The sequence below is a fragment of the Bradyrhizobium genosp. A genome (assembly GCF_049949275.1).
In the GTDB taxonomy this organism is placed as follows: Bacteria; Pseudomonadota; Alphaproteobacteria; order Rhizobiales; family Xanthobacteraceae; genus Bradyrhizobium.
The window spans coordinates 5,590,308-5,615,598 of the sequence record NZ_CP188196.1; the positions used below are offsets into that span (position 1 = coordinate 5,590,308).

The 25,291-nt window shown below is 64.4% G+C and carries 26 protein-coding genes and 2 pseudogenes; 15 read left to right on the forward strand and 13 right to left on the reverse strand.

The window, feature by feature from the left end; all coding sequences use genetic code 11:
* Window positions 1-4: 4 nt before the first annotated feature.
* On the forward strand, window positions 5-1,003 hold the full coding sequence (locus ACP2YP_RS26185; RefSeq protein ID WP_426419157.1) for a P1 family peptidase: 999 nt from the start codon (window positions 5-7) through the stop codon (window positions 1,001-1,003).
* 146 nt (window positions 1,004-1,149) lie between these two features.
* Here ACP2YP_RS26185 and ACP2YP_RS26190 read toward each other — a convergent pair whose 3' ends face one another.
* Window positions 1,150-1,956 (reverse strand): EF-hand domain-containing protein, encoded by an 807-nt coding sequence (locus ACP2YP_RS26190; protein WP_426419158.1) that lies wholly within the window; start codon window positions 1,954-1,956, stop codon window positions 1,150-1,152.
* 253 nt (window positions 1,957-2,209) lie between these two features.
* Between ACP2YP_RS26190 and rpe the strand changes: the two genes are divergently transcribed.
* Both rpe and ACP2YP_RS26200 read left to right on the forward strand, forming a co-directional pair.
* Window positions 2,210-2,911 (forward strand): ribulose-phosphate 3-epimerase, encoded by a 702-nt coding sequence (gene rpe / locus ACP2YP_RS26195; RefSeq protein WP_426419159.1) that lies wholly within the window; start codon window positions 2,210-2,212, stop codon window positions 2,909-2,911.
* A gap of 291 nt (window positions 2,912-3,202) precedes the next feature.
* Window positions 3,203-3,382 (forward strand): hypothetical protein, encoded by a 180-nt coding sequence (locus ACP2YP_RS26200; RefSeq protein ID WP_426419160.1) that lies wholly within the window; start codon window positions 3,203-3,205, stop codon window positions 3,380-3,382.
* A 187-nt stretch (window positions 3,383-3,569) separates the two neighbouring features.
* Here the strand turns inward: ACP2YP_RS26200 and tnpC are convergent, their stop codons facing one another.
* From tnpC to ACP2YP_RS26225, 5 genes are all read right to left on the reverse strand, one after another.
* A complete protein-coding gene (tnpC, locus tag ACP2YP_RS26205) occupies window positions 3,570-5,159 on the reverse strand; it encodes an IS66 family transposase (RefSeq protein WP_426419161.1) in 1,590 nt (529 codons plus the stop codon).
* A 69-nt stretch (window positions 5,160-5,228) separates the two neighbouring features.
* Window positions 5,229-5,582, reverse strand: a complete 354-nt coding sequence (gene tnpB, locus ACP2YP_RS26210; RefSeq protein ID WP_061876445.1) for an IS66 family insertion sequence element accessory protein TnpB — start codon at window positions 5,580-5,582, stop codon at window positions 5,229-5,231.
* Entirely contained in the window at window positions 5,579-6,001 is a 423-nt protein-coding gene (locus tag ACP2YP_RS26215) for a transposase (protein ID WP_426419162.1), read from the reverse strand. Before ACP2YP_RS26215 ends, tnpB begins: the two co-directional genes overlap by 4 nt.
* A 140-nt stretch (window positions 6,002-6,141) precedes the next feature.
* Complete coding sequence (locus tag ACP2YP_RS26220; RefSeq protein WP_426419163.1) at window positions 6,142-7,581, reverse strand: serine/threonine protein kinase; 1,440 nt, start codon at window positions 7,579-7,581, stop codon at window positions 6,142-6,144.
* Between the two features lie 6 nt (window positions 7,582-7,587).
* A complete protein-coding gene (locus ACP2YP_RS26225) occupies window positions 7,588-8,328 on the reverse strand; it encodes a metallophosphoesterase family protein (protein WP_426419164.1) in 741 nt (246 codons plus the stop codon).
* Window positions 8,329-8,482: 154 nt separating this feature from the next.
* Here ACP2YP_RS26225 and ACP2YP_RS26230 point away from each other — a divergent pair.
* Both ACP2YP_RS26230 and ACP2YP_RS26235 read left to right on the forward strand, forming a co-directional pair.
* A pseudogene (locus tag ACP2YP_RS26230) lies at window positions 8,483-8,764 on the forward strand (helix-turn-helix domain-containing protein); the annotation flags it as partial.
* 111 nt (window positions 8,765-8,875) lie between these two features.
* Window positions 8,876-9,181: a hypothetical protein gene (locus ACP2YP_RS26235; RefSeq protein WP_426419165.1), complete on the forward strand. Its 306-nt coding sequence runs from the start codon at window positions 8,876-8,878 to the stop codon at window positions 9,179-9,181.
* A gap of 16 nt (window positions 9,182-9,197) precedes the next feature.
* Here ACP2YP_RS26235 and ACP2YP_RS26240 read toward each other — a convergent pair whose 3' ends face one another.
* Entirely contained in the window at window positions 9,198-9,785 is a 588-nt protein-coding gene (locus ACP2YP_RS26240) for a TetR family transcriptional regulator (protein ID WP_426419166.1), read from the reverse strand.
* Window positions 9,786-10,345: 560 nt separating this feature from the next.
* Between ACP2YP_RS26240 and ACP2YP_RS26245 the strand changes: the two genes are divergently transcribed.
* On the forward strand, window positions 10,346-11,518 hold the full coding sequence (locus ACP2YP_RS26245; protein WP_426419167.1) for a M20 aminoacylase family protein: 1,173 nt from the start codon (window positions 10,346-10,348) through the stop codon (window positions 11,516-11,518).
* Window positions 11,519-11,692: 174 nt separating this feature from the next.
* Here the strand turns inward: ACP2YP_RS26245 and ACP2YP_RS26250 are convergent, their stop codons facing one another.
* On the reverse strand, window positions 11,693-13,600 hold the full coding sequence (locus ACP2YP_RS26250) for an acyl-CoA synthetase (RefSeq protein WP_426419168.1): 1,908 nt from the start codon (window positions 13,598-13,600) through the stop codon (window positions 11,693-11,695).
* A gap of 175 nt (window positions 13,601-13,775) precedes the next feature.
* Window positions 13,776-14,582 (reverse strand): hypothetical protein, encoded by an 807-nt coding sequence (locus tag ACP2YP_RS26255; protein ID WP_426419169.1) that lies wholly within the window; start codon window positions 14,580-14,582, stop codon window positions 13,776-13,778.
* Here ACP2YP_RS26255 and ACP2YP_RS26260 point away from each other — a divergent pair.
* The 3 genes from ACP2YP_RS26260 to ACP2YP_RS26270 all read left to right on the forward strand — a co-directional run bounded on the left by ACP2YP_RS26260 (window position 14,569) and on the right by ACP2YP_RS26270 (window position 17,324).
* On the forward strand, window positions 14,569-14,973 hold the full coding sequence (locus ACP2YP_RS26260; RefSeq protein WP_426419170.1) for a hypothetical protein: 405 nt from the start codon (window positions 14,569-14,571) through the stop codon (window positions 14,971-14,973). The genes ACP2YP_RS26255 and ACP2YP_RS26260 overlap by 14 nt on opposite strands.
* Window positions 14,974-15,139: 166 nt before the next feature.
* The gene (locus ACP2YP_RS26265; protein ID WP_426419171.1) at window positions 15,140-16,246 is read left to right on the forward strand and encodes a SecDF P1 head subdomain-containing protein; all 1,107 of its coding nucleotides are present in this window, start codon (window positions 15,140-15,142) and stop codon (window positions 16,244-16,246) included.
* 271 nt (window positions 16,247-16,517) lie between these two features.
* Window positions 16,518-17,324 carry a Crp/Fnr family transcriptional regulator gene (locus tag ACP2YP_RS26270; RefSeq protein WP_426419172.1) on the forward strand — a complete coding sequence of 269 codons (807 nt, stop codon included), beginning with the start codon at window positions 16,518-16,520 and terminating at the stop codon, window positions 17,322-17,324.
* A 51-nt stretch (window positions 17,325-17,375) separates the two neighbouring features.
* On the opposite strand, the gene ACP2YP_RS26275 is transcribed toward ACP2YP_RS26270, so the two are convergent.
* Entirely contained in the window at window positions 17,376-18,119 is a 744-nt protein-coding gene (locus tag ACP2YP_RS26275) for a 3-oxoacyl-ACP reductase family protein (protein WP_426419173.1), read from the reverse strand.
* Window positions 18,120-18,163: 44 nt separating this feature from the next.
* Window positions 18,164-18,910 carry an SDR family NAD(P)-dependent oxidoreductase gene (locus ACP2YP_RS26280; protein WP_426419174.1) on the reverse strand — a complete coding sequence of 249 codons (747 nt, stop codon included), beginning with the start codon at window positions 18,908-18,910 and terminating at the stop codon, window positions 18,164-18,166.
* A 151-nt stretch (window positions 18,911-19,061) separates the two neighbouring features.
* Between ACP2YP_RS26280 and ACP2YP_RS26285 the strand changes: the two genes are divergently transcribed.
* Window positions 19,062-19,967 carry a LysR family transcriptional regulator gene (locus ACP2YP_RS26285; RefSeq protein ID WP_426419175.1) on the forward strand — a complete coding sequence of 302 codons (906 nt, stop codon included), beginning with the start codon at window positions 19,062-19,064 and terminating at the stop codon, window positions 19,965-19,967.
* Window positions 19,968-19,980: 13 nt separating this feature from the next.
* Here ACP2YP_RS26285 and ACP2YP_RS26290 read toward each other — a convergent pair whose 3' ends face one another.
* Window positions 19,981-20,622, reverse strand: a complete 642-nt coding sequence (locus ACP2YP_RS26290; RefSeq protein WP_426419176.1) for a glutathione S-transferase family protein — start codon at window positions 20,620-20,622, stop codon at window positions 19,981-19,983.
* Window positions 20,623-20,718: 96 nt separating this feature from the next.
* Entirely contained in the window at window positions 20,719-21,270 is a 552-nt protein-coding gene (locus ACP2YP_RS26295; RefSeq protein WP_426419177.1) for a cytochrome b, read from the reverse strand.
* A gap of 168 nt (window positions 21,271-21,438) precedes the next feature.
* Here ACP2YP_RS26295 and murI point away from each other — a divergent pair, with 168 nt between their 5' ends.
* The 5 genes and pseudogenes from murI (at window position 21,439) to rpsD (ending at window position 25,021) form a co-directional block, all read left to right on the forward strand.
* Window positions 21,439-22,236 (forward strand): glutamate racemase, encoded by a 798-nt coding sequence (gene murI / locus ACP2YP_RS26300; RefSeq protein WP_426419178.1) that lies wholly within the window; start codon window positions 21,439-21,441, stop codon window positions 22,234-22,236.
* Between the two features lie 61 nt (window positions 22,237-22,297).
* A complete protein-coding gene (locus tag ACP2YP_RS26305; RefSeq protein ID WP_426419179.1) occupies window positions 22,298-23,071 on the forward strand; it encodes an HpcH/HpaI aldolase family protein in 774 nt (257 codons plus the stop codon).
* Window positions 23,072-23,079: 8 nt separating this feature from the next.
* Window positions 23,080-23,330: pseudogene (locus ACP2YP_RS26310) on the forward strand (cupin domain-containing protein); the annotation flags it as partial.
* Between the two features lie 106 nt (window positions 23,331-23,436).
* Window positions 23,437-24,204, forward strand: coding sequence for an acyltransferase (locus tag ACP2YP_RS26315; protein WP_426419180.1), 768 nt, complete (start codon window positions 23,437-23,439; stop codon window positions 24,202-24,204).
* Window positions 24,205-24,403: 199 nt separating this feature from the next.
* A complete protein-coding gene (gene rpsD, locus ACP2YP_RS26320; protein ID WP_426419181.1) occupies window positions 24,404-25,021 on the forward strand; it encodes a 30S ribosomal protein S4 in 618 nt (205 codons plus the stop codon).
* Window positions 25,022-25,291 lie beyond the last annotated feature (270 nt).

A 25,291-nucleotide genomic window follows, 5' to 3' on the forward strand; every position in this document is an offset into this window, starting at 1 on the left:
GTCCTTGAAAAATCTCCTCACCGATATCGCCGGCGTCCGCGTCGGCCACGCCCATGATGCAAAACTCGCCTCAGGCACGACGGCGATCGTGTTCGACCAGCCGGCGGTGGCGGCGATCGACGTTCGCGGCGGCGGACCCGGAACGCGCGAGGACGCGTTGCTCGATCCTGCCAGCACGGTCGAACGCGTTGACGCGATTGCACTGTCCGGCGGTTCCGCCTTCGGGATCGAGGCCGGCGGCGGCGTGCAAGCCTGGCTCGCCGAACAAGGCCGCGGCTTCCGCGTCCGCGAGGCGTTGATCCCGATCGTGCCGGGCGCGATCCTGTTCGACCTGCTCAACGGCGGCGACAAGGCGTGGGGCCGCTTCGCGCCCTATCGCGATCTCGGCTACGCCTCGGCGGCCTCCGCCGGAACGGAGTTCGCTCTCGGCAGCGTTGGCGCCGGCTTCGGTGCCACCACAGCGACGTTCAAGGGCGGGCTCGGCTCGGCGTCCGCCGTCACCAGCAGCGGCATCACAGTCGCGGCGCTCATCGCCGTCAATGCGGTCGGCAGCGCCACCGTCGGCGACGGACCGTGGTTCTGGGCGGCGCCATTCGAGGTCAACAACGAGTTCGGCGGCCGCGGACTGCCTGACAAATTCACTGACGACATGCTCAGGATGCGCATCAAGGGCGGCCCTGCCGCAACCGAGCGCGAAAACACCACGATCGGCGTCGTCGTCACCGATGCGGTGCTGACCAAGCCCCAGGCCAAGCGGCTGGCGATGATCGCGCATACCGGCTTCGCGCGCGCGATCTATCCGGTGCATGCCCCGATCGATGGCGACGTGCTGTTTGCCGCCGCGACATGCGCGAAGCCGATCGATCCGGTGGTCGGCCTCACCGAGCTCGGCATGGTCGCCGCCAATGTGGTCGCGCGCGCGATCGCCCGTGGCGTCTACAGCGCGACGGCGCTGCCATTCCCGAGCGCGCTGCCGGCGTGGAAGGATCGGTTTGGCACGTAAGGAGAGTACGCCTCTCTTCCCACGTCAGGTGTCATCGCCCGGCGAAGACCGGGCGATCCAGTATTCCAGAGAGGGTTGTGATTGAATCGAGGGGCCGCGGCGTACTGGATGCCCCGGTCAAGCCGGGGCATGACACCGAGCGGACGTTACACGCTCATCGACATCGATGAGGCCGCGGATCCCGCCGCGGTCTGCGCCTGACGCTGCATCATTTGGCCGAACCAGTCATAGGGCGAATTGCCGCCGCCGGACGCGCTTGAGGAGCTGGAAGCGGCCGGCACCGACGTCGTCATCTTGAAGCCGTCGGCATAGGTGACAGTGGTGGTGGTCGAGCCGTCGGCGCCGGTCGTCGTGGTCGAGGTCGAGCCGCCGCTCGAGGAAGACGACGAGGAATCGGAGTCGCTGCCTGACGCATCGCCCGAGCCGCTCGCGGCCTGCGCTTGGTGGTGGCCGCCATGATGGCCGCTGCCCTTCAGCGCCTTCGACATCTCGTCGAGGCTGACGCTGCCGTCGGAATTGCTATCGAGCTTGGAGAACACGTCGTCGGCCTGCGCCAGATTGGTGCCGCCGGCGCCCAGAGCCTTCTCGAACTCGGATTTGCTGATCTGGCCGTCGCCATTCGCATCGAGCTGCGAGAACAGGTCCTTCAACGCAGCATCCCGGCTCGTCGAGGTCGAGGAAGTCGAGCTCGACGAGGTGGAGCTGGTCGTGCTGCTGGTCGAGGCCGTCGACTGACTCTGCGCAGCGATCAGCGCGCTCATCGTCTCCGGAGAGATCTGCGCGCAATTGCCGGAATTGACCGACGACGTCGCGCCGGTGGTCGTGCTGCTGCCGCTGTCGATCGCGAACGGATTGGTCGCCGCCTGCGACGACGTCGAGGAGGACGATTTCGAGTTCGTCAGCGACTGAATGGCATCAAGCGCACTCGAGACGGCGCCAAGCGCAAACAACATTGCACAACTCCAACCCATGCGGCATGCCGCGGCCAATGTTCTGGCCGTGAGGTCAGCAAGCGTCGTGCCAGCACGAAAAGCTCAATGAAATCCGTATCTGCCGCACTCACTGGGATCGGGGAACATCGGCAATTCATGCCGCCGGCGGCAGAATTTTCCGCCCACAGGAAGCTCCCCCTCCCTGCATTGCCCGGCCGAGAGGCCCATGTTAGGCGAGGCCATTCGCCCTTCGGCCGCCACGGGAAACCACGCCATGACCCAAGCCTTCGCCCCCCGCCCCCTGGCAATCGCGCCCTCGATCCTGGCCTCGGATTTCTCGAAGCTCGGCGAAGAGGTCCGCGCGGTGGACGCCGCAGGCGCCGACTGGATCCATCTCGACGTGATGGACGGGCACTTCGTTCCCAACATCTCCTACGGCCCCGACGTCATCAAGGCGATGCGCCCGCACACCAGGAAGGTGTTCGACGCCCATCTGATGATCTCGCCCTGTGATCCCTATCTCGAGGCCTTTGCCAAGGCCGGCTGTGACCACATCACTGTGCATGCCGAGGCCGGTCCGCATTTGCACCGCTCGCTGCAGGCGATCCGCGCGCTCGGCAAGAAGGCCGGCGTCTCGCTCAATCCGGGCACGCCGATCAGCGTGCTCGAATATGTGCTCGACCTGGTCGATCTGGTGCTGGTGATGTCGGTCAATCCAGGCTTCGGCGGCCAGGCTTTCATTCCCTCTGCGATCGGCAAGATCCGCGACATCCGCGCGATGACGGCGGGCCGGCCGATCGACATCGAGGTCGACGGCGGCGTCGGCCCTGATGTCGCGGGCGCGCTCGCGGCTGCCGGCGCCAATGCCTTTGTCGCCGGCACCTCCGTGTTCAAAGGCGGCACGCAGGAAACCTACAAGGCCAACATCGCGGCGATCCGCAACGCGGCACTCGGCGCCCGCGGCGAAGCGATCTAAGCCGCAACTGAGCTCAGTCCAGCGCGGCTGTTCTCGCCGCGCCGCATCGCGCAAATAGTTAAAATTGCGACCTCATTCCGTACTCCTCCGGACTTCCCTGATTCGCGCAAATCACTGCTAGTGATTCTTGCCTGTTTTCACGGGAGCACATCATGACGACGACCCTGGTTTGGACTGGCGTGGCGTTGTGGACTGGTTTTTGTGCGTTTGTTGTGTTTGGCCCGTCGGCTGGACCGGTGCAGGTCCCGGCACGCTCGGCGCGTCACATCCATCGCAACAGGATCTGACGCCATGCAGTTCGCGCTCGTGAAGCGTCAGCCGAAGCGCAGGTGCCGCATCCCGCGCCGTCCGCATCCGAACCTCGACTATTTCTTCGGGCGGCTCGAACGCACCGAAGGCGAGAAGCACGACAATCCAGGCGGCGAGACCGCGGACCTGGATCGCCCGTTCCGGTCACCGCGCCGGCATTGAAATCTTCTTCTGGACCAAGACTGATGAAACCCCACTGCCCGAACTGCCTGAAGGAAATGACCAAGGCGTCAGCGTCGCGTAACCTCTTCAACTGCGAACCCTGCCGCGAGATCATTCAGTATTTCGGCGGCAGCGCGGATCACGGCGAGCCCGGCCCTCAGTTCTCCGTAAGCGCTTAGCCGTCACCCTATTGAGGCTGGCTTGACGCCTTGCGGAATCGCCACGGCATGAGGTCGTCGATCCTGCTACGGGGATGGCCGTCGATGATCGCCTCGAGTGTTTCTGCGATGTAGCCGGCCGGATTGACGTCGTTGAGCTTGCAGGTGGCCACGATGGATGCAAGCAAAGCCCAGTTTTCTGCCCCGATTTCGTGACCGGCGAAGAGAGCATTTTTCCTGGTCAAGCAAACTGGGCGGATGGCGTTCTCGACCGGGTTGGTGTCGAGCTCGAGACGTCCGTCTTCGAGGAAGCGGGTCAGCCCCTGCCAATGATTGAGCGCATAGCGGATGTCCTCGGCGAGCGTCGAACCGCTGGAGATCATCGACAGTTGTTTCTCGAACCACGACTTTAACGCGGCTACCATGGGCAGCGAGTGCTCCTTGCGCGCGGCCAACCGGATGTCCGGCGATGAGCCGCGCACTATGGCTTCGATGGCGTAAAGCTGCGCGATGTGCCGAACGGCGGCCTCGGCGATCGGAGACTTGCTGTTGCGCACCAATTTGACGAAGCGCCGGCGCAAATGGCTCCAGCAGTGCACGAGCGTCCACGGCCCTTGTGGTCGGGCGACTTCAGTTAGCCGGTCATAACCGCCATAGGCATCGCATTGCAGAAAGCGTCCGTTGAAGCCGTGCAGGAACTCCTCAGCGAAGGCACCACTGCGACTGGGGGCATATCGGAACAGCACGATCGGCGGACTTGGACCGCTGTGGCCACGGTCGTCGGAGACGATCGCCCAGAAGTAGCCTTTCTTCGTTTGGCCTCGCCCCGGATCGAGTACTGGCGCCGTGGTCTCGTCCATGAACAGACGATCCGCCATGGCCAGGCGACGGCGCATGTGGTCCGCGATGGGCTGAAGATGGAAGCAGGCGCGACCGGACCAGTTGCCCAGTGTCGCCCGATCAAGCCGGATGCCCTGGCGCGCATAGATCTCGGCCTGACGGTAAAACGGCATGTGGTCGCCAAACTTGGAGACGACCACATGCGCGATAGCCGCTTCGGTCGGCAGCCCGCCGGGCACGACGTGTTCCGGTGCGTGCGCCTGCGCGACAGGGCCCGAGCAGCGGCGACAGATGTATTTCGGGCGGCGTGTGACCAGCACGCGCCATTGCGCCGGGATCACGTCGAGGCGCTTGCTGACGTCCTCGCCGATCTTCGTCATGGCGCCGCAACCGCACGGACAGAGCGTGCTCGCAGGCTCGATGATCCGTTCCACCCGCGGCAAATGAGCAGGCAAGCAGCCGCGATTGCGATGAGAACCTTGATCCGGATCGCTCCGCGATCGGCCCTGGATGACCTTCTCGGCTCTCTCCTGCGCCGCGTCCAGAATGCCTTGCGCGATCTCCACGTCTTCGAGCGGCAAATGGTACTGATCTGGTCGTAGCTTCTCGGACTTCGAGCCGAACTTGTCGCGTCGTAATTCGCCGAGAATGACCTCCAGCCGGCGCCGAGCCTCCTCCGACGCCGCCAGCGCCCCCTGATGCTCGCTCAAGGCCGCCTGCGTTTGCGCCAAAAGCGCTTTCAGTTGTTCATTTTCGTCGCGCAGCGCCGCGATGCTCATGCGCTATTTCGAGCACATCGCCGCCGCGCGTGCCACGTTCAAAATAGCTTCCGAGTCATTCTGCCGCAGTTATCCAGCCGCCTGGGGACGCCGCGCTTCTTCCGGGCGGACTAACCTCCAATCCAGCCCCTCGAACAGGGCTGCGAACATCGCCGGCGATATGCGCATCACGCCGTCTGCGATCGTTGGCCAAACGAACTTGCAACCTTCGAGACGCTTGTGCACCAACACCAGGCCCGTTCGATCCCAGACCAAAATCTTGATCCGGTCCGCTCGTTTCGATCGGAACACGAAGGCTGCGCCGCTGAACGGGTCGAGACGAAGCATCTCCTGCACCTTCGCCGCAAGCCCATCGTGGCCACAGCGGAAGTCGATCGGCCGCGTCGCGATGTAAATCTTCAGATCGGCACCGGCCGCGATCATCGTGACGCTCGCACTGCGCGGATCACTCGGGACAGCTGCTCGCCAACTATGGCTGTGTCGGTCCGCAGCACGACATCGCCGATCGCGATCTCAAGCTTGATCGCCGGAACGTGACGCTCCTCCAACCCGCTTTCCACGACCAGCGGTGCGAATGTCGACTGCGATGCCTCGCACGGCGCCAACATGCCTCGCAGTCGAAAGCGTCGCCGCCAATCGTAAATCTGCCAGCGCGTCGCTCCGTGCTTGCGCGCCACCTCGGACACCTGGGCACCGGGGAGCAAACTCTCGGCCACGATCCGGGCTCTCTCAGCCTCCGAACGCACACGGCGCCCCGACGGTCCTTCAAGAACCTCCAGCCGGCTCACCGACCCTGCCGATGAGCCGTCCAAATGGACGTCTTTTTTGCTGTCCAATCCCATCCCAAACCTCCGTCCAAGCCGGAGGCTTCTTCGCACAGCTGTCCCGATCCCGAAGCGAGGGTTCCCGCTTAGCGCTTACGTTCTCCTGGCCGATCCGCCGCAAACGTTCCTTCTACACCGCTCACGCGGCGTGATCTTTCCTAGCCCCATACCACGCCGGCATCTGTGTTCGCCGCGTCCGCAGCCATCCGCAGCGGCCGCACCACGGTGACGGTACAGGTCGCCTCGGCAGCCACCTTGGCCGAGACGCTGCCGAGCCAGGTACGCCTGAACGAATTTTGCCGCGCCCCGATGATGAGATGGTCGACCGAGTTCATCTCGGCGAATTCCAGCAGCGCCGTGGCGGGATCGACAGCCGCCAGCACATGAACCGACAGCCGGCTCTCGTCCAGCTTCAAGGGCGTCGCCCAATGCCGGAGCGCCACCAGCCGGTCGATGTGCTTGTTGGAGCCCTGCTCGTCCAGCGTCTTGTCGATGGCAATGCGGTTGAGCTTCAGCACATTGACGCAGGCCAGCCGTGCTGACGGAAGAGTTGCCAGGATGCGTTCCGTGGTGACTCGCAGCGACTCGTTCAGTTCAGGCGCACCCTCCGCCGTGTCGAGCGCGACTGCGACGATCGGGCTCATCGCAATTTGCGTCGCAAGATCCGATCTCGCACCCGGTGGCTTGACGTCGGGGTTGAAACGGCGGCGCCAGGCGACACTAAGCGGATCGCGCTTCATCCGCTCCGCGCGCGCGGTGAGCTTGACCTGGTCCGGATGGGTCAGATCGAAGGCGAGCTGAGCCGCTGTCGGATAACGCCAGTCCGGCTCAATCTCGAGGCATCGCAGCACCACCTCCTGGAGCCAGGGCGGATAGTCGCTGCGGAGCGCACGCGGCGGATAAGGATCGCGCCACAGCCGGCGCCGGATCGCGCGCAGCGTCTCGCCTTCGCCGAAGGGACGTTCGCCGGTGGTGAAGAAATAGAGCAGCACGCCGAGCGAAAACAGATCACTGCGGGGATCGTCGCGCACCCCTCGAAGCCGTTCCGGCGCCATATAGGGCGCGGTGCCGTAAGGCAGGCGGAACTCCGCCTGCAACAGATCGGGCAGATGGTTATGATGCGACAGGCCAAAGTCGATCAGCACGGCCTCACCATGATCGCGGAACATGATGCTGCTCGGCTTGATGTCGTGATGGATTACGCTCTGCCGGTGCAGATCAGCGAGCGCGGTCGCGATCTTCGCGACGAGCTGCCGAACTTCGTCGTAAGGCAGCGGCAAGTCGGGCAGCCGCTTGTAGAGGGTTGTCCCCGAAATGCGCTCGATGACCGCATAGGCCTGATGCGCGAAATCGCCGGTACCGTAGCAGTGCGGCACATGGGGCCCGGTCAGCCGGGGCATGATCATCATCTCCATCTCGAAGGAGACGATCGCCGCCGGGTCCTCACCCTCGGACGCCCTCGGGATCTTCATCAGCAGCGGCACGTCAATGCCGGCATGGGTGACGGTCCACAGCGTCGCCATGCCGCCGGCATGCACACATTCGCCGATGGTGTAGCCGTCGATGACGGCGCCGGGTTTGACCAGCGGTTTCGGCATCGGCCTCTAGCGCCCCGCCGACAGCCGGTCGGCGAGCCAGTGCGGCAGGCCGTTCTCGCGGATCCGGTTCGCCGCGCTCGCGACGTCATAGGGCGCGCGGCAATACGTGATCTGGCATGAGACCGTATCGAACAGCACGAAAGCCGCCGATGGATCACCGTCACGCGGCTGGCCGACCGCACCGAGCACGGCCAGCCATTGCCGCCCGCGCAGGAGGGGCACGGACACATCGGTCTTGGGCACGAGGCCCGTCATCTTCGCCGTCACCGACATCGAATAGAGCGCGGGACGGTGAATGTGTCCACAGAACGTCACGTGGGCGCGGGTCGATATCAGGCTCCTGGCAGCGTCCGCAATCGTGCGAATGTAGTGCCAGCGCTGGGGATGAGAGGCTTCCGAGTGCACGAACAGACGGTCGCCGTCCTCGACGAGCATCGGCAGCTCGGCAAGAAACCGGCGCTGCGCGGCGTCGAGCCGTCCGCGCGTCCATTCGATCGCAATCTGGGCTTCATTGTTCATGGTCTCGGACGAGGAGTTCACCGCCTGATCGTGATTGCCGCGGACGGCGACGGCGCCCTTGGCGACCAGCTCCATCGCGGTATCCACGACCCATTCCGGATCGGCACCATAGCCGACGAAATCGCCGAGCATGACGAACCGCTCCGCGCCCTTCGCGCGGGCCACCTTCAGGCACGCCTCGAATGCCTGCCGGTTGCCGTGGATATCCGAGAAGACAGCGAGAAGCACGCACCCTCCACCCTCAAATTCCTAATTGACGCCGATAAAGCCAATTTGAGGGAGGTCAACAAGATGCGCCAGCGCGGGGCGGTTTACCAGCGCCAGGCTCCCGCAATGGTGAAGAGGCTATTGCTCGTCCTTGGGCGGCATCCGGGGTGGCGGCAGCGTCGCGCGCGGCGAGCGGGCCATGAGCGACGACATCGCGCATGTGCTGGCCGAGGACAGCCTGTCGACAGGGTCAGCGCTGGACCAATTGGGCGAGCGCGAGATCGAGATTTTGCGCCAGTTCGCCGGTGGCGCCACCACCGAGCAGATCGCGACGCATCTCAATCTCAGCGTCAAGACGGTCCAGAATTACCACTATCTGATCAAGACCAAGACCGGCGCGCGCACGGATGCGCAGCTCGTGCGGCTGGCGGCAGCTTGCGGGCTGACGAATATCTAGCAGCGAGGCTGCCGGAATCCCGCCTGGAACGTTTGACTCTTCAATCTGCTGAGCGAAATGGAACGGAGACCGTACGGCTTCGGTTGTAGCCATGTGGAGGAGTACAACGCCATGAGTAAAGCTCATCACAAGGCAGTCGACCATCCCCCGATCATCACCGTAGGCGAGCTCATCGACGAACTTTGCCGCTTGCCGGACACCGCCGTCGTCCACTTCCATTGCCCTATGCTCGAGCAGGAGCTCACATTCTACCGCCTTCGCAAGCGGTCAAAGGACGCCGTCGAAATCGCAATCAACACCTACCCGGAAAGCCCGCCGGTCGTGCCGGCATCCAACGGCGGATTTCACCCGCGCAGGCACGCAGCCACATCGTCCCCGGTGCGCGAGGGCGAGGTTCTTCACAAGGCGAGAGGGTAAAGTCAGGCGGCGCGATCTACGCCGCCTTCAGCCCGCGCAGCAGCAGCGCGAGCGTCGCATCGACGCGGGCGGGCAGCTCGGCATCCTTCCACTCGTCGGCATGGGCCGGATGATGGAAGCGGCAGGTGGCATCGAACAGCGCGCGTGCCGTGGTCCTGACGTCGGCCACTTCGAATACGCCCTGCCTCACGCCGTCGGACAGGATCGCTGCGATCTGGTCGATCATGGTGTCCTTGTGACACCGCACGGCCGCGCAGGCCTCGCGGGCCAGCGTCAGATAGGTCTCGAACATCTCGGGGTCGTCGAGGACGCGCGAACGCTTGGCCGCGAACAGCGTGCGCAGCCAGCGGTCGAGCCGCGCGGGCGCAGGGCCTTGCTCCTCGGCGATTTCGCGCAACGGCGCGTCGATGCGGTCGAGCCAACGTTTGGCGACGGCCTCGCGCAGCGAAGCCTTGCTCGGGAAATGGCGATAGACGCTGCCATGGCTCACATCGAGCGCACGGGCAACGTCAACCACTGTGGCCTTGGCAAGTCCGTAGCGCCGCAAAACGTCCTCGGTGACTTCGAGGATCCGCTCCGGCGTCAAGACAACGGCTTCGTTCATGCCAACACCATGTTCCCCTTCAGGGCCCAGTTATCCGGCGATGGATGCTTACCGAAGCGCCCATGCCGGCCGGTTCGGAAAGCTCTCGCCTAGAGCATGATCCGGAAAAATGTGTAGCGGTTTTCCGACGAGATCATGCTCAATTCTTAATGAGGCAGTTTTGCAGCCTGCGCCGCGATCTGGCGCGCCACCAGTAAATTGAGCCAATGCCCAATCGTCCCGGTGAGATTGATGATTTCGGTCGTCATTGTCGTAAGTCTCCATTCATCCGCGGTCCCCATCCCCAAACCCCGTCCCTCGATCCGCACTTGTTTCGGACCTCGGGCCCCCGGGAGGGGGATAACCACGGGACGCCCAATCGGAGCGTCTGGCAGCAGATATAGTCTCGCTGACAGATTTCAATATCTGTTAGTCAATGATCCGTGATTGACAGTTAATTTCTGAGAGGACCCATGCCGCCCCCGAAGGGCGGATAGTGCAGTGTAATCCGCCTTTCGCCCCGATATCGCGGCGGCTACGCTGCGCCGACTCGCCCTACGAACAAGAAACGGACCCCATCCATGCCCATCGTCAACCGCATCGCCGCCCTCTCCGACGAAATGGCCGCCTGGCGCCATGACTTCCACGAGAACCCGGAGCTGCTCTACGAAGTCCATCGCACCGCCGGCATCGTCGCCGACAAGCTTCGCGAGTTCGGTTGCGACGAGGTGGTGACGGGCATCGGCCGCACCGGCGTGGTCGGCGTGATCCGCGGCCGCAAGTCGGCCTCCGGCCGGACAATCGGCCTGCGCGCCGACATGGACGCGCTGCCGATCGTGGAAACCGCCGATGTGCCCTACGCCTCGAAGATCCCCGGCAAGATGCACGCCTGCGGCCATGACGGCCACACCGCGATGCTGCTGGGTGCCGCAAAGTACCTCGCCGAGACGCGCAATTTCGACGGCACCGCGGTCGTAATCTTCCAGCCCGCCGAGGAAGGTGGCGGCGGCGGCAAGGCCATGGTCGCGGACGGCCTGATGACGCGCTGGAACATCGACCAGGTCTACGGCATGCACAACATGCCGGGCCTCGCCGAAGGCCATTTCGCGACCACGCCGGGCCCGCTGCTCGCCTCCTCCGACAACATCCGTATCACCGTGCACGGCAAGGGCGGCCATGCCGGCGCCACCCCGCACCAGGCGATCGACAGCGTCCTGATCGGCTCGCAGATCGTCAATGCGCTGCAATCGATCGTGGCGCGCAACGTCGATCCGCTGAAATCGGCGGTGATCTCGGTCACGCAATTCCACGCCGGCACCGCCTTCAACATCATCCCCGAGACCGCCGAGCTCAGCGGCACCGTGCGCACGCTCGATCCCGACGTGCGCGATCTCGTCGAGCGCCGCATCGGCGAAGTCGCCGAGAGCGTCGCCCGTGCCTATGGCGGCTCGGCGGAGACGAAATACACGCGGATGTATCCGGTGACCTTGAATCATGCGCGCGAAGCCGGCGTCGCCGCCGACGTCGCCCGTGACATCGTCGGCCCCGAGCGCGTCAACGACAAAATCATCCCGATGATGGGCGCGGAGGATTTCTCGTTCATGCTGGAAGAGCGCCCCGGCGCCATGGTGCTGGTCGGCATGGGCGACAGCCCGGCGTGCCACCACCCGGCCTATGTCTTCAACGACAACATCCTCGGCCACGGCGCCTCGTTCTGGGTGCGCCTGATCGAGACGGCGATGCCGGTGGGGTAACGTCAGTCTCGATATCGTAGGGTGGGCAAAGCGAAGCGTGCCCACCACAACAATCGCATCTGTGAATGGTGGGCACGGCGCCTTGCGCCTTTGCCCACCCTACGGCAGCGTCCGTCAGGCCGGACATAGGCATCACAAGTTTTCACCGCGAGCGCGACGTTCTCTCGCTCTCTGCTACGCCTGCACCACCTCGTGCCGCATCACGAATGGCGCGAGCAGCGTGTGCACCTCGTTGGCAACGATTTCGCGCTGGTCCGCCGGAAGCCCCGCAAGCGTGACGGTTGCGATCGAGCCGTGACTGCCATGGGCGCCGACCTTGACCTTGCAGTCGATGCCGCGCGCGACCAGCGGCGCCAGCACCTTGGTGAACACGCGCTGCGCCGCATCCCAGCGCAGCTGCGGCTTGAACACCTTGCCGACGCCGGTCACCGGCATCGGGTCGATCGGAATGACCTGCACCGGAACGGCGGCGCGCTCCGGCGTGCGCTCGCGCACCCACGCCTCGAGCTCGCCGGGCTCGACAGACGCGCCGGGCTTCAACTGTACATAGCCCACCGGCAGCTCGCCGGCATAAGCATCGGGCTGGCCGACCACCGCGGCAAAGCCGACGGCGGGATGGCGGAACATGATCTCCTCGATCGGCGCCGGATCGATGTTGTGACCGCCGCGGATCACAAGATCCTTGGCACGGCCCGTGATCCAGAGATAGCCCTCGGCATCGAGCCGGCCGAGATCGCCGGAATTGACCCAGATCTCGTCGACGAAGGCGCCCACGTTGTGGGCGTCGTTGAGGTAGCCGCCGAATACGCCGGGCCCGGCCATGATGACGACGCCGATCTCGTCGGGCGCGCAGTCGCGGATCAGGCGACCATCGGCATCGAGCTGCACGATGCGGACACGCGCGTAAGGCATGGGAAGGCCGACCGAGCCGAGCCGGATCGGCCGCGACGGATAAGCGAGCGTGTGCACGCTCGAGGTCTCGGTCATGCCGTAGACCTCGACCACCGGCAGCTTGAGCTTTTCCTGGATTGCCGTGCCGACCGCGACCGGAATCGCCGAGCCGCCGCCGGCTGCATATTTCAGGCTGGAGATATCGGCATTGCCCGGCGGCACTGCGAGCGTTGCGGCGAGCACCGTCGGCACGCTCGACAGCGCCTCCGGCTTGAAGCGCTCGACCAGGCCCCAGATGTTCTTCACCGCATTCGGATTGCGCCAGCCGCTCGGCGACAGCACGACCAGCGAGCCGCCGGCGGACAGCGTCAGCAGCACCTGCGTCAACGATCCGCCGACGTGAAACAGCGGCATGCCGAACAGCATGTTGGCGCCGGGCTTCGGCTTCAGCAGCAGGTTCAGCGCCCAGGCCTGATAGACCTGATTGGCATGGGTGTGCCGCACCAGCTTTGGCGTGCCGGTGGTGCCGCCGGTGTGGAAATACGCGGCGATGTCGCTGCCCAAAATCGTGCGCCCGCTGATGAGCCGGTCCGACGGCTGCTGCTTGATCAGGTCGTTGAACGCAAAAATTCCGTTGGCGGGATCGCCGCTGCCAGCCACCTGCACGATCGCCTTGAGGTGCTTGAGTGAGGGGCGGATCTGCTCGACCTTCTGCCAGATGTCGGTGCCCGGCATCGGCCTGAGCGCCACCAGGATCTTCGTGTTGGCTGCCTCCAGAATTTCCGCGATCTGGTGCGGCTCGAGCAGCGGGTTGACGGGATTGGCGATGCCGGCGGCCTCCGCACCGAACAGCGTCACGAAGGCATCGGGCAGCAGCGGCAACATAAAGGAGATGACGTCGCCCTTTCCCGCGCCGAGCGCGTGAAACATGTTGGCGGCCTGCGTCACCCGCGCGATGAAGTCGCGGTAGGTGACCACGAGCGGCGTATCGGCCGGATCGGCATTTTGCAGAAACTGGATCGCCGGCCCGTCGGGATTGCGCGCAGCCCCGAGCTTGATCGCATCATAGGTGCTCTCGGCCGCGACCCTATCCGCGTAAGGGACCTGCTCGAAGGCCCGGACCTCCTCGTCCGTCAAAAGCTCCGGATAGTCGTTGCCGATGAGCCGATCGAGCGCGTGGATGCCCGCCATGGAATTCGCTCCTCCCTCAGATGCAGTCCCTCGCCTGTCTTTTCGACATTTGGTTAGGCGGGGCGCTCGACCGATTGGCCGGTCGAGCGCGGACAGAATGATGGATGATTTGGCGTTCGTCCATGGCCCGATGCAATTGGCCGCACGCGGCAAGCCACCGTCGACCTCTGAGAGGTTAGGGGCGATCCGGCGTCCAGCCCACCGCGTTGAAATCAGCCGGCGCGGGCATCACTTCCGGCTCGGCAGTTGGCCTTCGCAGAATTGCATCCGCACGGTTTGAAGCTGAAACTTCGGTCGGGACTTCCGTCTTGCCGACGGCAAGTATCCCGGTCAACTCCGGCGGCGCGGACATCACGTACCGGTCTGCCACTTCGATCAGGCGCAGCAGTTCGTCGCGAATGAAGCCAGCTGACCATTCGATCGGCAGGCCCCTCACGGCGGCAAACTCTTCCGCCGGAATCGACAATGCGTGCCGGCGCACTTCGTCGATGGTTCGACGCGGAGAGAAATTGGGCGGCTTGCCCGCTGCGGCAAGCACGAGCGGTCCGAGCGGACAATAGTCGCGGCCGATTGCAACGAGATCGGCGATATCACGCGCTTTCGAGCGACCTGCAGCGGCAAGTATCTTGTTGATGGCAAGGTCCGCCTGATGCAGACGCGCTCCCCATTCCTCGTCTCTGACGAGCGGGAAGAAGCGAAGCTTCGTTTCGGCGAACCACTGGATGATCGTGGATTCGCCGTCGCGCGAAATGGTCGCATCGACACAGCCGTAGATGATGAAATCGCGATGCGTTGCGAAGCGGGCGGCCTCGAGAAGGGCCAGGTCGGCCTTCGCCGTCTCGGTCACTTCCTCGTCGGTGTCGTGGAAGATGTCGATGTCGTCCGATCGCCTCTGCCAATCCTTGTTGAGCATCAAGCCACCGGCGAGATAGCTGCTCTCGGACCGGTTCCTGGCCAGAAGACGAAGGATGTCGCTCTGCAATTTGCTGAGAGCCATCTCAATCCTCACGCTCGTTGACGCGATCCAGCATCTTCCTGCCCATTGCAAACGCCCGGGCATCGCCGCGATCGATCATTGCGCGCGCAGCGACTGCAGCACGCGACCGGACGTCGGGGAGCCGGCCGAGATCGACATTGTCGAGTATTCGCGATCCGTAAAGACGAAGCGCATTGTCAAGAAGCAACTGGAGGTCCTTGGTCTGGCGATGTTCGGCCCGCATGCGAGAGGCCATTGCCAGCACTTCGTTTCGGGCGCTCGGCGGAATCAGGACCTCGACGCGCACCAGATCTGCGGCGCCGCCTTCTCTTCGGTATTTTCGAACTCGCTTCTTCGCGGGGATCACGGCCGTTTGCTCCAACAGCAAACACTATAACACACGTATCCCGGTTACGCAAAACCGTATCCCGGTTACGGCCGCAAGCTTTTATTATTGTTTGAATTTATAGCAAATCGCCGATCACGGTGAACCTCCTCGCCCGATTTGCGGACCAACTCGCAGCGGCATCGCCGGAGGCGACGCCGCACGACGCGAGGACATCATGACGACGCCGCTGCAAAACCGCATCACAGCACTGATCCTCGCGCTCACGATAACATCGGCAATCTTGGCGTCGGCGATCGCCCTGCCGCGCGCCGCGCTTGCCGAGGACCAGCTCGACAAGATGCGCGCCAAGATCGTGGCCTTCGTCGGCGACAAGATGGAAAAGCTGGGTGGGTCACGCATCATCTACAAGGTGGACAGCTCTGGCCTGCGCGAGAGCGTCGTCACGGATCTGCGCGACGACGTCTACAAGAGCTTGCACGACGGCCACATCGCCTACTCCAATCTCGCGATCCGCGACGGCGGCGTCGATGTAAAGATCGCGGATGCCAAAGGCCGCGATCAGCTCGCGCGCAAGCTCGCCTCAGCCGCGGACGGGCTGCCCTCGCATGCGCTCGCAGTGAGCGACGGCAGCGATGGCGCGGTCAGGCTGGCGCCGACGGATGCGGCATCCGCGGCTCGACTGCACGACCTCGTCGACGATTCGATCGCCATGATCGAGCAGCGCCTCAAGGATTCCGGCGTCACACTTGTCAGCGTCCTCCCTGACGGGACCGACCGCATCCGCATCTTCCTGCCTGGCGTGACCGACCCCGAGCGCATCGCCGCGATCTTCGCCCGGAGGGTCAAGGTCAGCTTCCGCCCGGTCGATGTGTCGATGACGCCGGAGCAGGCGCAATCCGGCACCCCGCCTGAAGGCTCCGAAATCCTGCTCGGCTTCAAGGACAAGCGGCCCTATCTGGTCGCCAGGGAAAGTTCGAAGGACAGCGCGCTCGACGGCGAAGACATCAACTATGCGGCGCCCGGTTTTGCGAGCGGCACCAAGGATCCGATCGCCCAGTTCCGCTTCAATGGACGCGGCGCACGGCGCTTCGCCCACGTCACAGAAGAGAACGTCGGCAAGCCCTTCGCCATCGTGCTCGACGACAAGGTGATCTCGGCCCCCGTGATCCGCGAGCCCATCACCGGCGGCTCGGTCCAGATCTCCGGCAATTTCACCCTGGAGGAGGCCAACAGCGTCGCCATGCAGCTGCGTGCCGGCGCCCTGCCGGGGCACCTGACCCTCGTCGAGCAGCAGGTCATCCAGCCCGCCGCCAAGCCCTGAGGCGGAGATAGCCCCGCGCCCGCCGCGCCGGGGCGCCCAAACCCGTCTACGACGTCCGTCCACGACGCCCAAGCCTGTACCCCGGCGGCCCCGAATCACGGGCCGCACCGAGGCCATACGCGCAACCAACGGGCAATTGCCGAAATGCCCGATCAGGCTAAAATTTGCCCCTTGCAGCATGGCGGCCGAAGGCTTCATTCAAGCGGTCGTCATTCGATTTCGGCTATACGAATACCGAGCAGGACTGAAAGCCTTACGCAGGGATAGTACCATGCCGTCCGGCAATGCAGACATTTCCTCGATCCTCGACCGCATTCTGGAAGCGGCGACGGATAACCTCAGGATCGCGAAGATCCTGGTCCAGATGGGCCTCGATCCCAACAACGTCACCTACGACGCGATCTTCAACCGGCTGCTGGAGATCTTCGTCCACAACATCACGCTGGCCAACATGTTCGCCGCGATCGGCGCCGGCTTCTTCGTCGCCACCCTGCTGATGCGAACGATGGTGCCGCTCCGCGTCGCCAACATGATCGGTTGCGGCTTCTTCGCCATCTTCGGCGCGCTCTCGGCCAATGTCTCGACGTTCCTGCTTTATCTGCTGCTGCTTCCGATCAACGCCTTGCGCCTGCGGCAGATGCTCAAGCTGGTCAAGAAGGCGCGCCATGCCGCCGAAGGCGACATGTCGATCGAATGGCTCAAGCCGTTCATGACCGAGCGCAAATATCGAAGCGGCGATACGCTGTTCAAGCTCGGCGATCCGGCCCAGGAGATGCTCCTCACGGTCACCGGCAAGTTCCTGGTCAAGGAGATCAACGTCGAGATTCAGCCCGGCGCGCTGATGGGAGAGCTCGGCTTCCTCACGCCCGACAACCGACGCACGGGAACGATCGAATGCATCGAAGACGGCCAGGTGCTGACGATCACCTACGACCGCCTGCTCGAGATCTACTTCCAGGACCCGCAGTTCGGCTATTATTTCCTGGTGCTGACCAGCCAGCGGCTGCTGCAAAACATCGATCGCTTGCAGAATCAGCTCACCGCAGCGCGATCGGCGACCACGAACAGGATCGCGTGAGCCGGGCGACCGGCTGTGCTTCGGCCGCCCGGCTTCCAATTATTCCCGCGATCAGGCGTTGGTGCCGCCGTCGACCGTGAGGTTCGCGCCCGTGATGTAGGATGCCTCGGGGCTGGCGACGAAGGCCACCAGTGCGGCCACCTCCTCCACCTTGCCGTAGCGGTTGAGCGCGGTCGCCGCCTTCTGCGGGGTTGCCCAGTCGCCGGAGGCAGGGTTCAGATCAGTGTCGATCGGCCCCGGCTGCACGTTGTTGACGGTGATGCCGCGGTCGCCGACCTCACGCGACAGCCCCTGCGTGAACATCCGGATCGCAGCTTTGGTCGCCGAATAAGGCACCAGGCCGGGCGTCATCATGCGCTCGCCGACACATGAGCCGATCGAGATGATCCGGCCATTATTGTTCATCTGCTTCAGTGCGGCCTGCGTCGCAATGAACACGCCGCGGATGTTGAGGTTGATCACCTGGTCCAGCTCCTCCAGCATGGTCTCCTCGAACGTCTTGGGGATCGCCGTGCCCGCATTGTTCACGAGCACATCGAGCTTGCCGAGCGCGCTGACGGTCTTGTCGACCGCAGCCCGCACGGCCTTGGGATCGGTGGCATCCGCCTGGATTGCGATCGCCTTGCCGCCCGCGCCTTCGATCGCCTTGACGACGGCGACTGCAGCGTCCGCACCCTTGCTGTAGGTGATGGCAACTTTGGCGCCATCGGCGGCGAGCCGCTTGGCGATGGCGGCGCCTATGCCGCGCGAGCCGCCGGTGACGAGTGCCGTTTTGCCTTCGAGCTTCTTTGACATGGTGGAGTTCCCTAATGGGGTTGGGGCAAAGGACGGCGGCCGGCTCAGAGTTTTGAGCCGCCGTCGACGTGGATGGTGTCGCCGGTGATCCAGCGTGCGTCGGGAGAGGCGAGGAAGGCGACGGCGCCGGCGATGTCGTCGGGCTCGGCGATCCGCTTCAGCGTCTGCATGGCGAGCGTGTAGTCGCGCCCCTCATCGGTCTTGGCGAAAGACGACATCTCGGTGGCCACCACGCCGGGCGCCACCGCGTTGACGCGCACGCCGCGCGCGCCGAGCGCTGCGGCAAAGTGTTTCACCAGCGTATCGATCGCGCCCTTGGTGGCGGCATAGGCCGGCAGCGTCCCGACCACCGCGTGCGCGGCGAGCGAGGAGACCAGCACGATGCTGCTGCCCTCGTGCAGGATCGGCAGCAATTGCTGCACCAGGAAGAACGGTGCTCGGACGTTGACCGCGAACAGCCTGTCAAAATCGGCAACCGTCGTCTCCTCGATCGCGGCCGCCTTGCCGACGCCGGCATTGGCCACGAGAATGTCGAGCCGGTCGCCGACGATGTTCTTCACCTGCGCCGCCAGTTGGTGCGGCCCCTCCGGCGCGCTCAGATCAGCCCCGATGGCATCGGCGCGGCCGCCGGCTTTGCGGATTTCGGCGACGACAGCCTCCGCCTCCTTGGCGCTTTGCCCGAAATGGACCAGCACCTGCGCGCCGCGCTCGGCCAGCGCCAGCGCCGAGGCGCGGCCGATGCCGCGTGAGGCACCGGTAACGAGCGCAGTCTTTCCCTTGAGATCGGCCATGGTCACCCTCCTTCGCCGGCCGCTGCCCTCCATTCCCTGCCAATCAGGTATGGTTTGGTGCAGCGACCTTCGTCGGGGTGCTATTTGGTGCAGGCTGGCGGTCCTGAAAAAGACTTTGTAAGCTGCGGGACATACCTGTGAGGCATGCCCCATGGAGCTACGTCATCTCCGCTATTTCATTGCGGTCGCCGAGGAGGGCAGCCTCACGGTCGCCGCCGAGAAGCGGCTGCACACGGCGCAGCCCTCACTCAGCCGGCAAATCCGCGATCTCGAATACGAAGTCGGCGTGCCGCTGCTTTCGCGCAGCGTGCATGGCGTCGAGCTGACGGCGGCGGGAAAGGTTTTCCTGGATCACGCACGCCTCGCCCTGACGCAAGCCGACGTGGCGATTGAAGCGGCGCGTCGCGCCGGCCGCCCCGAAAAATCGCGCTTCGCGCTCGGCTTCCTCACGGGACAGGAGATCGACTGGCTGCCCGAAGCGATGCGCGTCCTGCGCAATGAGCTGCCGACGATCGACGTGAGCGTGACGAGCGACTTTTCGCCGGTGCTGGCCGAGGGCCTCATGCGCGGCAATCTCGATCTCGCCTTCATGCGGCGCGAAACTGGAGCTGATGATATCACCTACAGGACCGTGGTCGAGGAAGCGCTGCTTGCCGTGCTGCCGAGCGACCACCGCCTGGCCAAGCTCGACAGCATCGACTTGGCCAAGCTGGAGGGAACACCCTTCATCAACGTGTCGGATACCGCGCCTGCACTTCGCAAGGTCATCGACCGTTATCTCGGCGCCAGCGGCCGGTCGATCGCGGCGGCGCACGAGGCCGACAACCTCGCCATGGCGGTGTCGATGGTCGCCTCTACCCGCGGCTTCGCCCTGATACCGGGCTACATCAAGAACTTTCTTCCCTGGTCCGTCGTTAGTCGCCCGCTCAAGGGCAAGGCGCCGACGATCGACCTCGTCATCGGCTACCACAAGGCCAATACCTCGCCGATCCTTGCAAAGTTTATCTCGAGGCTGGACGACCTGATCGAGCGTGCAACCAAACACATGCCGCGCTGATCGCGGCTCCTGCTCAGCTCAGCAGTAGCGCCATTCCAGGATCGCCCTTCTCCATCGCCTGCCGATAGGCCGCCCGCGCACCGATACGGCCGAGATATTTGACCACATTCGGACACCGCGCGAGATCGTAGGGCTGGAAATAGCGCATCGTGGTGAGCGAGAAGCCCATCATGATGTCGGCGGTGGTGAAGGCGGGGCCCGCCAGATATTCCACATCGCGCACGCGTGCGTCGACGAGATCGAAGGCACGGTCGAGGCGCGCCCTGGTCGCGACCAGCATCGGATTGTCCTCGGCGAGCTTGAGCCGGTTCAGCATCATCAGCCGGCCCATGCCGGCCTGCAACGTGCCGTTGGCGAAATGAAACCAGTACAGGAATGGTGCGAAGTCGGGCGCGTCCGGGCCGAGCACGAGGCGGCCCTTGCCGTACTTCGCCATGATGTAATCAACGATGGCGCCCGACTCGGCGAGCACGAGATCGCCGTCGACGATGACGGGGGCCGCCCCGATCGGATGCAGCGCCTTGTAGTCGGGCGGCGCCAGCATGGTGACGGAATCGCGCGCATAGCGCTTCAGCTCATAGGGAATCTCGAGCTCCTCGCAGAGCCAGACGATGCGTTCGGATTGTGATTTGCCGAGGTGATGGACGGTGAGCATGGGCGTCTCCTTGCGACTTCAATTTGGATCAGCCGCGATGCCACATCATACTCTGTCATTGTGGAGCCAGCGTCGATCACGGTCAGCTTTCGTGCCCTACCCCGCCTCATCGGTCACCATGCGCGCCACGACGCGGTCACGGCGGACCAAGTGGTGCCAGAGGGCTGCGATCACATGGACCGCAATCAGGGCCAGCAGCACATAGGCAAAGAAGATGTGGCGGTCCTCATAGGCGCCCGCCGCCACTTTGTCCGGAGAGGTGAATTGCGGCACGTTGAACAGGCCAAAGAAGTCGGAATAATTCGGCGTGCGCGCGCCGGAATGCGCCCAGCCCAGCATCGCGACCAGGATGACGACGAGATAGAGCGCGCCATGGCTGACACGAGCCGCGATCTTCTGCCAGCGCGAGGTCTCGGCCGGCAGCGCCGGCGTCGGGTTGAAGGCGCGCCAGACCAGGCGCAGCACCGTAAGCAGCAGGATCACATAGCCGAAGTCGGCGTGGATCGAGCGATAGAAGAACTTGTCGGCACGCGCGGGGATGTGGTTCATCCACCAGCCAAAGCCGATCATGTCGATGATCGCCAGCGCCAAACCCCAGTGAAACCACCGGGCAATGCTCCCCCAGCCGGTCCTCGTATTTCTGATCACGGAAGCCCCCCGAAAATTTGCGGATATCCCAACCGCAGCGCACGGCTGCAAATAGCCGGGACATGCGGCAAAGGTGAAATTGAATCGTTCCAAACTGGGCGCCAGCCATCCCCGCCGCAAAACCGCCCAAAAAACCGAATGGTAACCATGGCGCCTTAAGGTAACGCCGTGACCAAGTCCCCGACGATCCTGGTATTCGATTCCGGCCTCGGCGGCCTCACCGTGCTGCGTGAGGTCGTCGCCGCGCGCCCGGACGCGCATTACGTCTATGTCGCAGACGACGCCTTCTTCCCCTATGGCCATCACAGCGAGGACGAGATCATCGCCCGCGTCGTGCCGCTGATGGGGGAGCTGATCGGCGCCCATGATCCTGACCTCGTCGTCATCGCCTGCAACACCGCCTCCACCCTGGTCCTATCGCATCTGCGGACCGCTTATTCCGTGTCCTTCGTCGGCACGGTGCCGGCGATCAAGCCGGCCTGCGCCCGGTCGAAGACCCGGCGAGTCTCGGTGCTCGGCACCAAAGGCACCGTGAAGCGCGAATACACCAAGGCGCTGATCCGCGATTTCGCGCAGGGCTGCGAGGTTACGCTGGTCGGCTCGCCCGAGCTTGCCTCGCTTGCGGAGCGTGAGCTCAGCGGCCACCCGATCAGCGACGGCGATATCCTCGCCGAGCTCACCCCCTGCTTCGTCGGCGATGCCGGGGATGCGACGTCGCGCACGGACACGGTGGTGCTCGCCTGCACGCATTATCCGCTGCTGCTCGACCGGCTGGAGCGGCTGGCGCCCTGGCCGGTCGATTGGATCGATCCTGCGCCCGCCATCGCGCGCCGCGTCTCGGACCTGCTCGGCCCGCACAGTGGCGACATCGTGCAATCCGGCGCGGAGATGATTTTTACGTCGAACCGCGCGCATGGACTTGGGGCGACCCTGACGCCGTTCTTCGGCGGCCGCGCGCCGGCCTGACTTTTCGCAGACACGGCGCGCTGCTAGGCTTCGCCGTCGTCATCTTGCGCAAGGTCATCTCATGCCGGTCCCCGCAACGCCGCTCAATCGCCTCCGCCAATTATGGAGCGAGGGACGCCCCGCCTTCGGCGCGATCGCAACGATCCCGAGCGTGCAGATGGTGCAGATCATGGCGCGCTCGCTCGACTGGATCATCGTCGATCTCGAGCACGGCCCGATTGGATTGACCGAAGCGCATGCGATGATTGCCGCGACGACGGGCACGCCGTGCACGCCGCTGGTGCGGATCGCGGCGAACGAGCCGTGGCTTGCGAAAGCGCCGATGGACATCGGCGCCTTCGGCATCAATTTCCCGATGATCACGAACCGCAGCGAGGCGGAGAAGGCGGTGCGCAGCGTGCGCTATCCGCCGCGCGGCGATCGTCTCTGGGGCCCGTTCCACGCGCCGTTCCGCTGGGGCCAGTCGATGCCGGACTACATGGCGTCAGCCGACGACGAGATGCTCTGCATGATCACCATCGAGCATGTCGACGCGGTCAACCGCATCGACGAGATCATGGCAACACCGGGCATCGACGTCGCCGTCATCGGCCCCGGCGATCTCGCCACGTCCATCAACAAGCGCGGTCAGATGGACGATCCCGAGCTGCTCGAACTGGTCGCCCGCGCTGAAGCCGGCATTCTCAAGAGCGGCGTCCCGATCGGCGGCGTGGCGCGCACCGCCGAGCAGGCCAACGCCTTGATCGACCGCGGCTACCGCGCGATCGCACTCGGCTTCGACTGGTCGCTGTTCCAGCGCGGCATCATGGCGGCGTTCGACGGTATCAAGCGCTGAACAGGCCGATTGCCACCTTGCCGGCGGGCGGCGCGGCCGGACGCCACACCCATCCCGGAATTGAGACGGGCTACGTGCCGGAAGGCGAGCTCAATCTTCTCGTCGAGGGGCAGCCGGACAAGACCCTGAAGGCTGTGATTCCTATCAAATCCCGTCAGGCGTCGTCCACGATGCCAAGGCCAATGGCGATAAATCATTGAAAGTACTTGGAATTTACGTCGTCGACAAAACCAAGCCGCTGGCCTCGCCGGCCCTCTGATAAGGCCGAACCGATCCGCTCCCAACCGGGTTGGTTCGTGCTAGAGCAGACGGCGAGCGGGAGCCCGCTTGCTGCCCATATTTTAATCCGCGGGAACCGGAGAGCGATGCGCGGGAAATCCAAGACCATTTCGCTGCCGCGCCGCCTGATCATCGACCTCATGCGCGCGTCGATGGACGTGCCGTTCGTCTCGCTGTCCCGCCCGCTCAATATCCGGCCCCTGCTGGAGGCCCGCGCAGGCGCGATGGCGCCCGCCGGCTGGGCCGCGATGTTCGTCAAGGCCTTCGCCCTGGTCGCCAGGGACGAGCCGGTCCTGCGCACCGTCTATGCCAAATGGCCCTGGCCGTCGCTCTACGAGCTGCCGAAGAGCGTGGCGCTGATCGCCATCGCCCGGGTCGAGGACGGTGAGGAATGCGTGATGCCCCAGCGAATCGCGGCCCCGGAAGCCATGGCGCTGGCCGCGATCGATGCCGAGATCCGGCGCGCCAAGACGGCGCCGATCGACGACGTCCCGATGTTCCGCAAGATCATGCGGGCGACCCGCCTGCCACTGCCGCTGCGGCGGCTGTCCTGGGCGGTGGGGCTGAATTTTGGCCGGCAGAGGGGCAATTGGTTCGGCAGTTTCGCGGTGAGCTCGGTGGCCGCCTATGGCGGCGGCGAGCTCCACCCTGTGACGCCCGGCCCCTTCATCGTCAGCTATGGGGTGGTCGCGCCGGACCAGACCATCCATGTCGTGATCCGCTGGGATCATCGGGTCACCGACGCCGCCCCGATTGCCCGGGTCCTGACCCGGCTGGAACAAGTCCTGAACACTGAAATCGCTGCCGAATTACGGGTGGCCGGCGCCAAGCCGATCCGGGCGGTCGGGACCTGATGTCGCGGCCATTCGCATTGACAGAACGACCCAAACTCTCCTAAAAGCCCCCTGCTCGCGGGCCGATTTCGGCCCGCGAAGCGTTTCGCGACCCGTGGTCCTGTCCCTTCAAGCTTTGGGGATCGGACCTGTCAGTGCCGGGCTAGCCCGTCACCCAGGAGGGCGCGTTTCCTCAAACCATGAACCTATAGAGGACGCGATGACCAAGCGCAGTGAGGCGAAGTACAAACTCGATCGCCGTATGGGCCAGAACATCTGGGGCCGCCCGAAGAGCCCCGTCAACCGCCGCGAATACGGCCCCGGCCAGCACGGCCAGCGCCGCAAGGGCAAGCTCTCCGACTTCGGCGTGCAGTTGCGCGCCAAGCAGAAGCTGAAGGGCTACTACGCCAATATTTCCGAGCGTCAGTTCCACGGCATCTATGTCGAGGCGAGCCGCCTCAAGGGTGACACCGGCGAGAATTTGATCGGCCTGCTCGAGCGTCGTCTCGACGCGATCGTGTACCGCGCCAAGTTCGTCTCGACGATCTTCGCCGCCCGCCAGTTCATCAACCACGGCCACATCAAGGTGAACGGCCGCAAGGTCAACATCTCGAGCTACCAGATCAAGGTCGGCGACGTGATCGAGGTCAAGGAAGCCTCCAAGCAGCTTGCCCACGTTCTCGAGGCGAGCCAGCTCCCCGAGCGCGATACCCCCGACTATCTCGAAGTCGACCACGGCAAGATGACCGCCAAGTACGTGCGCATCCCCGGCCTCTCCGACGTGCCGTTCCCGGTGCAGATGGAGCCCCATCTGGTCGTCGAATTCTATTCGCGCTGATAGTTCGGCAAATCAATCGCTCAAAGGCCCCGGTTCACCGGGGCCTTTTTGTTTGCTAGCATGCCATCAATGTCTCGCATGGACGACCAGCTCGCCAATGCGCTGCCTTCGGCAACGCCGACTGAAGCGTCGCTTCGAGCGTGGGAGACCCTCTCCCGCGACGAGCAGGTCTGCCGATATCGGGGGCTGTTCGCTCTGCCTGATTGCAATACCTTCACAGCCGACACGCCAGAGGTAATCCTCCTCGCCGCCCGACAGCGCGTCGCTCAA

What these genes read in the sequence shown, in the direction of transcription:
- ACP2YP_RS26290 (WP_426419176.1), bottom strand. Translation starts at nt 20,622, where the DNA reads ATGCTCACCGTCCATCACCTCGGCAAATCACAATCCGAACGCATCGTC.
- tnpC (WP_426419161.1), bottom strand. Translation starts at nt 5,159, where the DNA reads ATGAGCATCGCGGCGCTGCGCGACGAAAATGAACAACTGAAAGCGCTT.
- ACP2YP_RS26260 (WP_426419170.1), top strand. Translation starts at nt 14,569, where the DNA reads ATGTCGCTCTGCAATTTGCTGAGAGCCATCTCAATCCTCACGCTCGTT.
- ACP2YP_RS26245 (WP_426419167.1), top strand. Translation starts at nt 10,346, where the DNA reads ATGCCCATCGTCAACCGCATCGCCGCCCTCTCCGACGAAATGGCCGCC.
- ACP2YP_RS26190 (WP_426419158.1), bottom strand. Translation starts at nt 1,956, where the DNA reads ATGTTGTTTGCGCTTGGCGCCGTCTCGAGTGCGCTTGATGCCATTCAG.
- ACP2YP_RS26235 (WP_426419165.1), top strand. Translation starts at nt 8,876, where the DNA reads ATGAGTAAAGCTCATCACAAGGCAGTCGACCATCCCCCGATCATCACC.
- ACP2YP_RS26200 (WP_426419160.1), top strand. Translation starts at nt 3,203, where the DNA reads ATGCAGTTCGCGCTCGTGAAGCGTCAGCCGAAGCGCAGGTGCCGCATC.
- ACP2YP_RS26305 (WP_426419179.1), top strand. Translation starts at nt 22,298, where the DNA reads ATGCCGGTCCCCGCAACGCCGCTCAATCGCCTCCGCCAATTATGGAGC.
- ACP2YP_RS26220 (WP_426419163.1), bottom strand. Translation starts at nt 7,581, where the DNA reads ATGCCGAAACCGCTGGTCAAACCCGGCGCCGTCATCGACGGCTACACC.
- ACP2YP_RS26270 (WP_426419172.1), top strand. Translation starts at nt 16,518, where the DNA reads ATGCCGTCCGGCAATGCAGACATTTCCTCGATCCTCGACCGCATTCTG.
- ACP2YP_RS26250 (WP_426419168.1), bottom strand. Translation starts at nt 13,600, where the DNA reads ATGGCGGGCATCCACGCGCTCGATCGGCTCATCGGCAACGACTATCCG.
- ACP2YP_RS26240 (WP_426419166.1), bottom strand. Translation starts at nt 9,785, where the DNA reads ATGAACGAAGCCGTTGTCTTGACGCCGGAGCGGATCCTCGAAGTCACC.
- ACP2YP_RS26285 (WP_426419175.1), top strand. Translation starts at nt 19,062, where the DNA reads ATGGAGCTACGTCATCTCCGCTATTTCATTGCGGTCGCCGAGGAGGGC.
- ACP2YP_RS26215 (WP_426419162.1), bottom strand. Translation starts at nt 6,001, where the DNA reads ATGGGATTGGACAGCAAAAAAGACGTCCATTTGGACGGCTCATCGGCA.
- ACP2YP_RS26280 (WP_426419174.1), bottom strand. Translation starts at nt 18,910, where the DNA reads ATGGCCGATCTCAAGGGAAAGACTGCGCTCGTTACCGGTGCCTCACGC.
- ACP2YP_RS26265 (WP_426419171.1), top strand. Translation starts at nt 15,140, where the DNA reads ATGACGACGCCGCTGCAAAACCGCATCACAGCACTGATCCTCGCGCTC.
- tnpB (WP_061876445.1), bottom strand. Translation starts at nt 5,582, where the DNA reads ATGATCGCGGCCGGTGCCGATCTGAAGATTTACATCGCGACGCGGCCG.
- rpsD (WP_426419181.1), top strand. Translation starts at nt 24,404, where the DNA reads ATGACCAAGCGCAGTGAGGCGAAGTACAAACTCGATCGCCGTATGGGC.
- rpe (WP_426419159.1), top strand. Translation starts at nt 2,210, where the DNA reads ATGACCCAAGCCTTCGCCCCCCGCCCCCTGGCAATCGCGCCCTCGATC.
- ACP2YP_RS26315 (WP_426419180.1), top strand. Translation starts at nt 23,437, where the DNA reads ATGCGCGGGAAATCCAAGACCATTTCGCTGCCGCGCCGCCTGATCATC.
- ACP2YP_RS26275 (WP_426419173.1), bottom strand. Translation starts at nt 18,119, where the DNA reads ATGTCAAAGAAGCTCGAAGGCAAAACGGCACTCGTCACCGGCGGCTCG.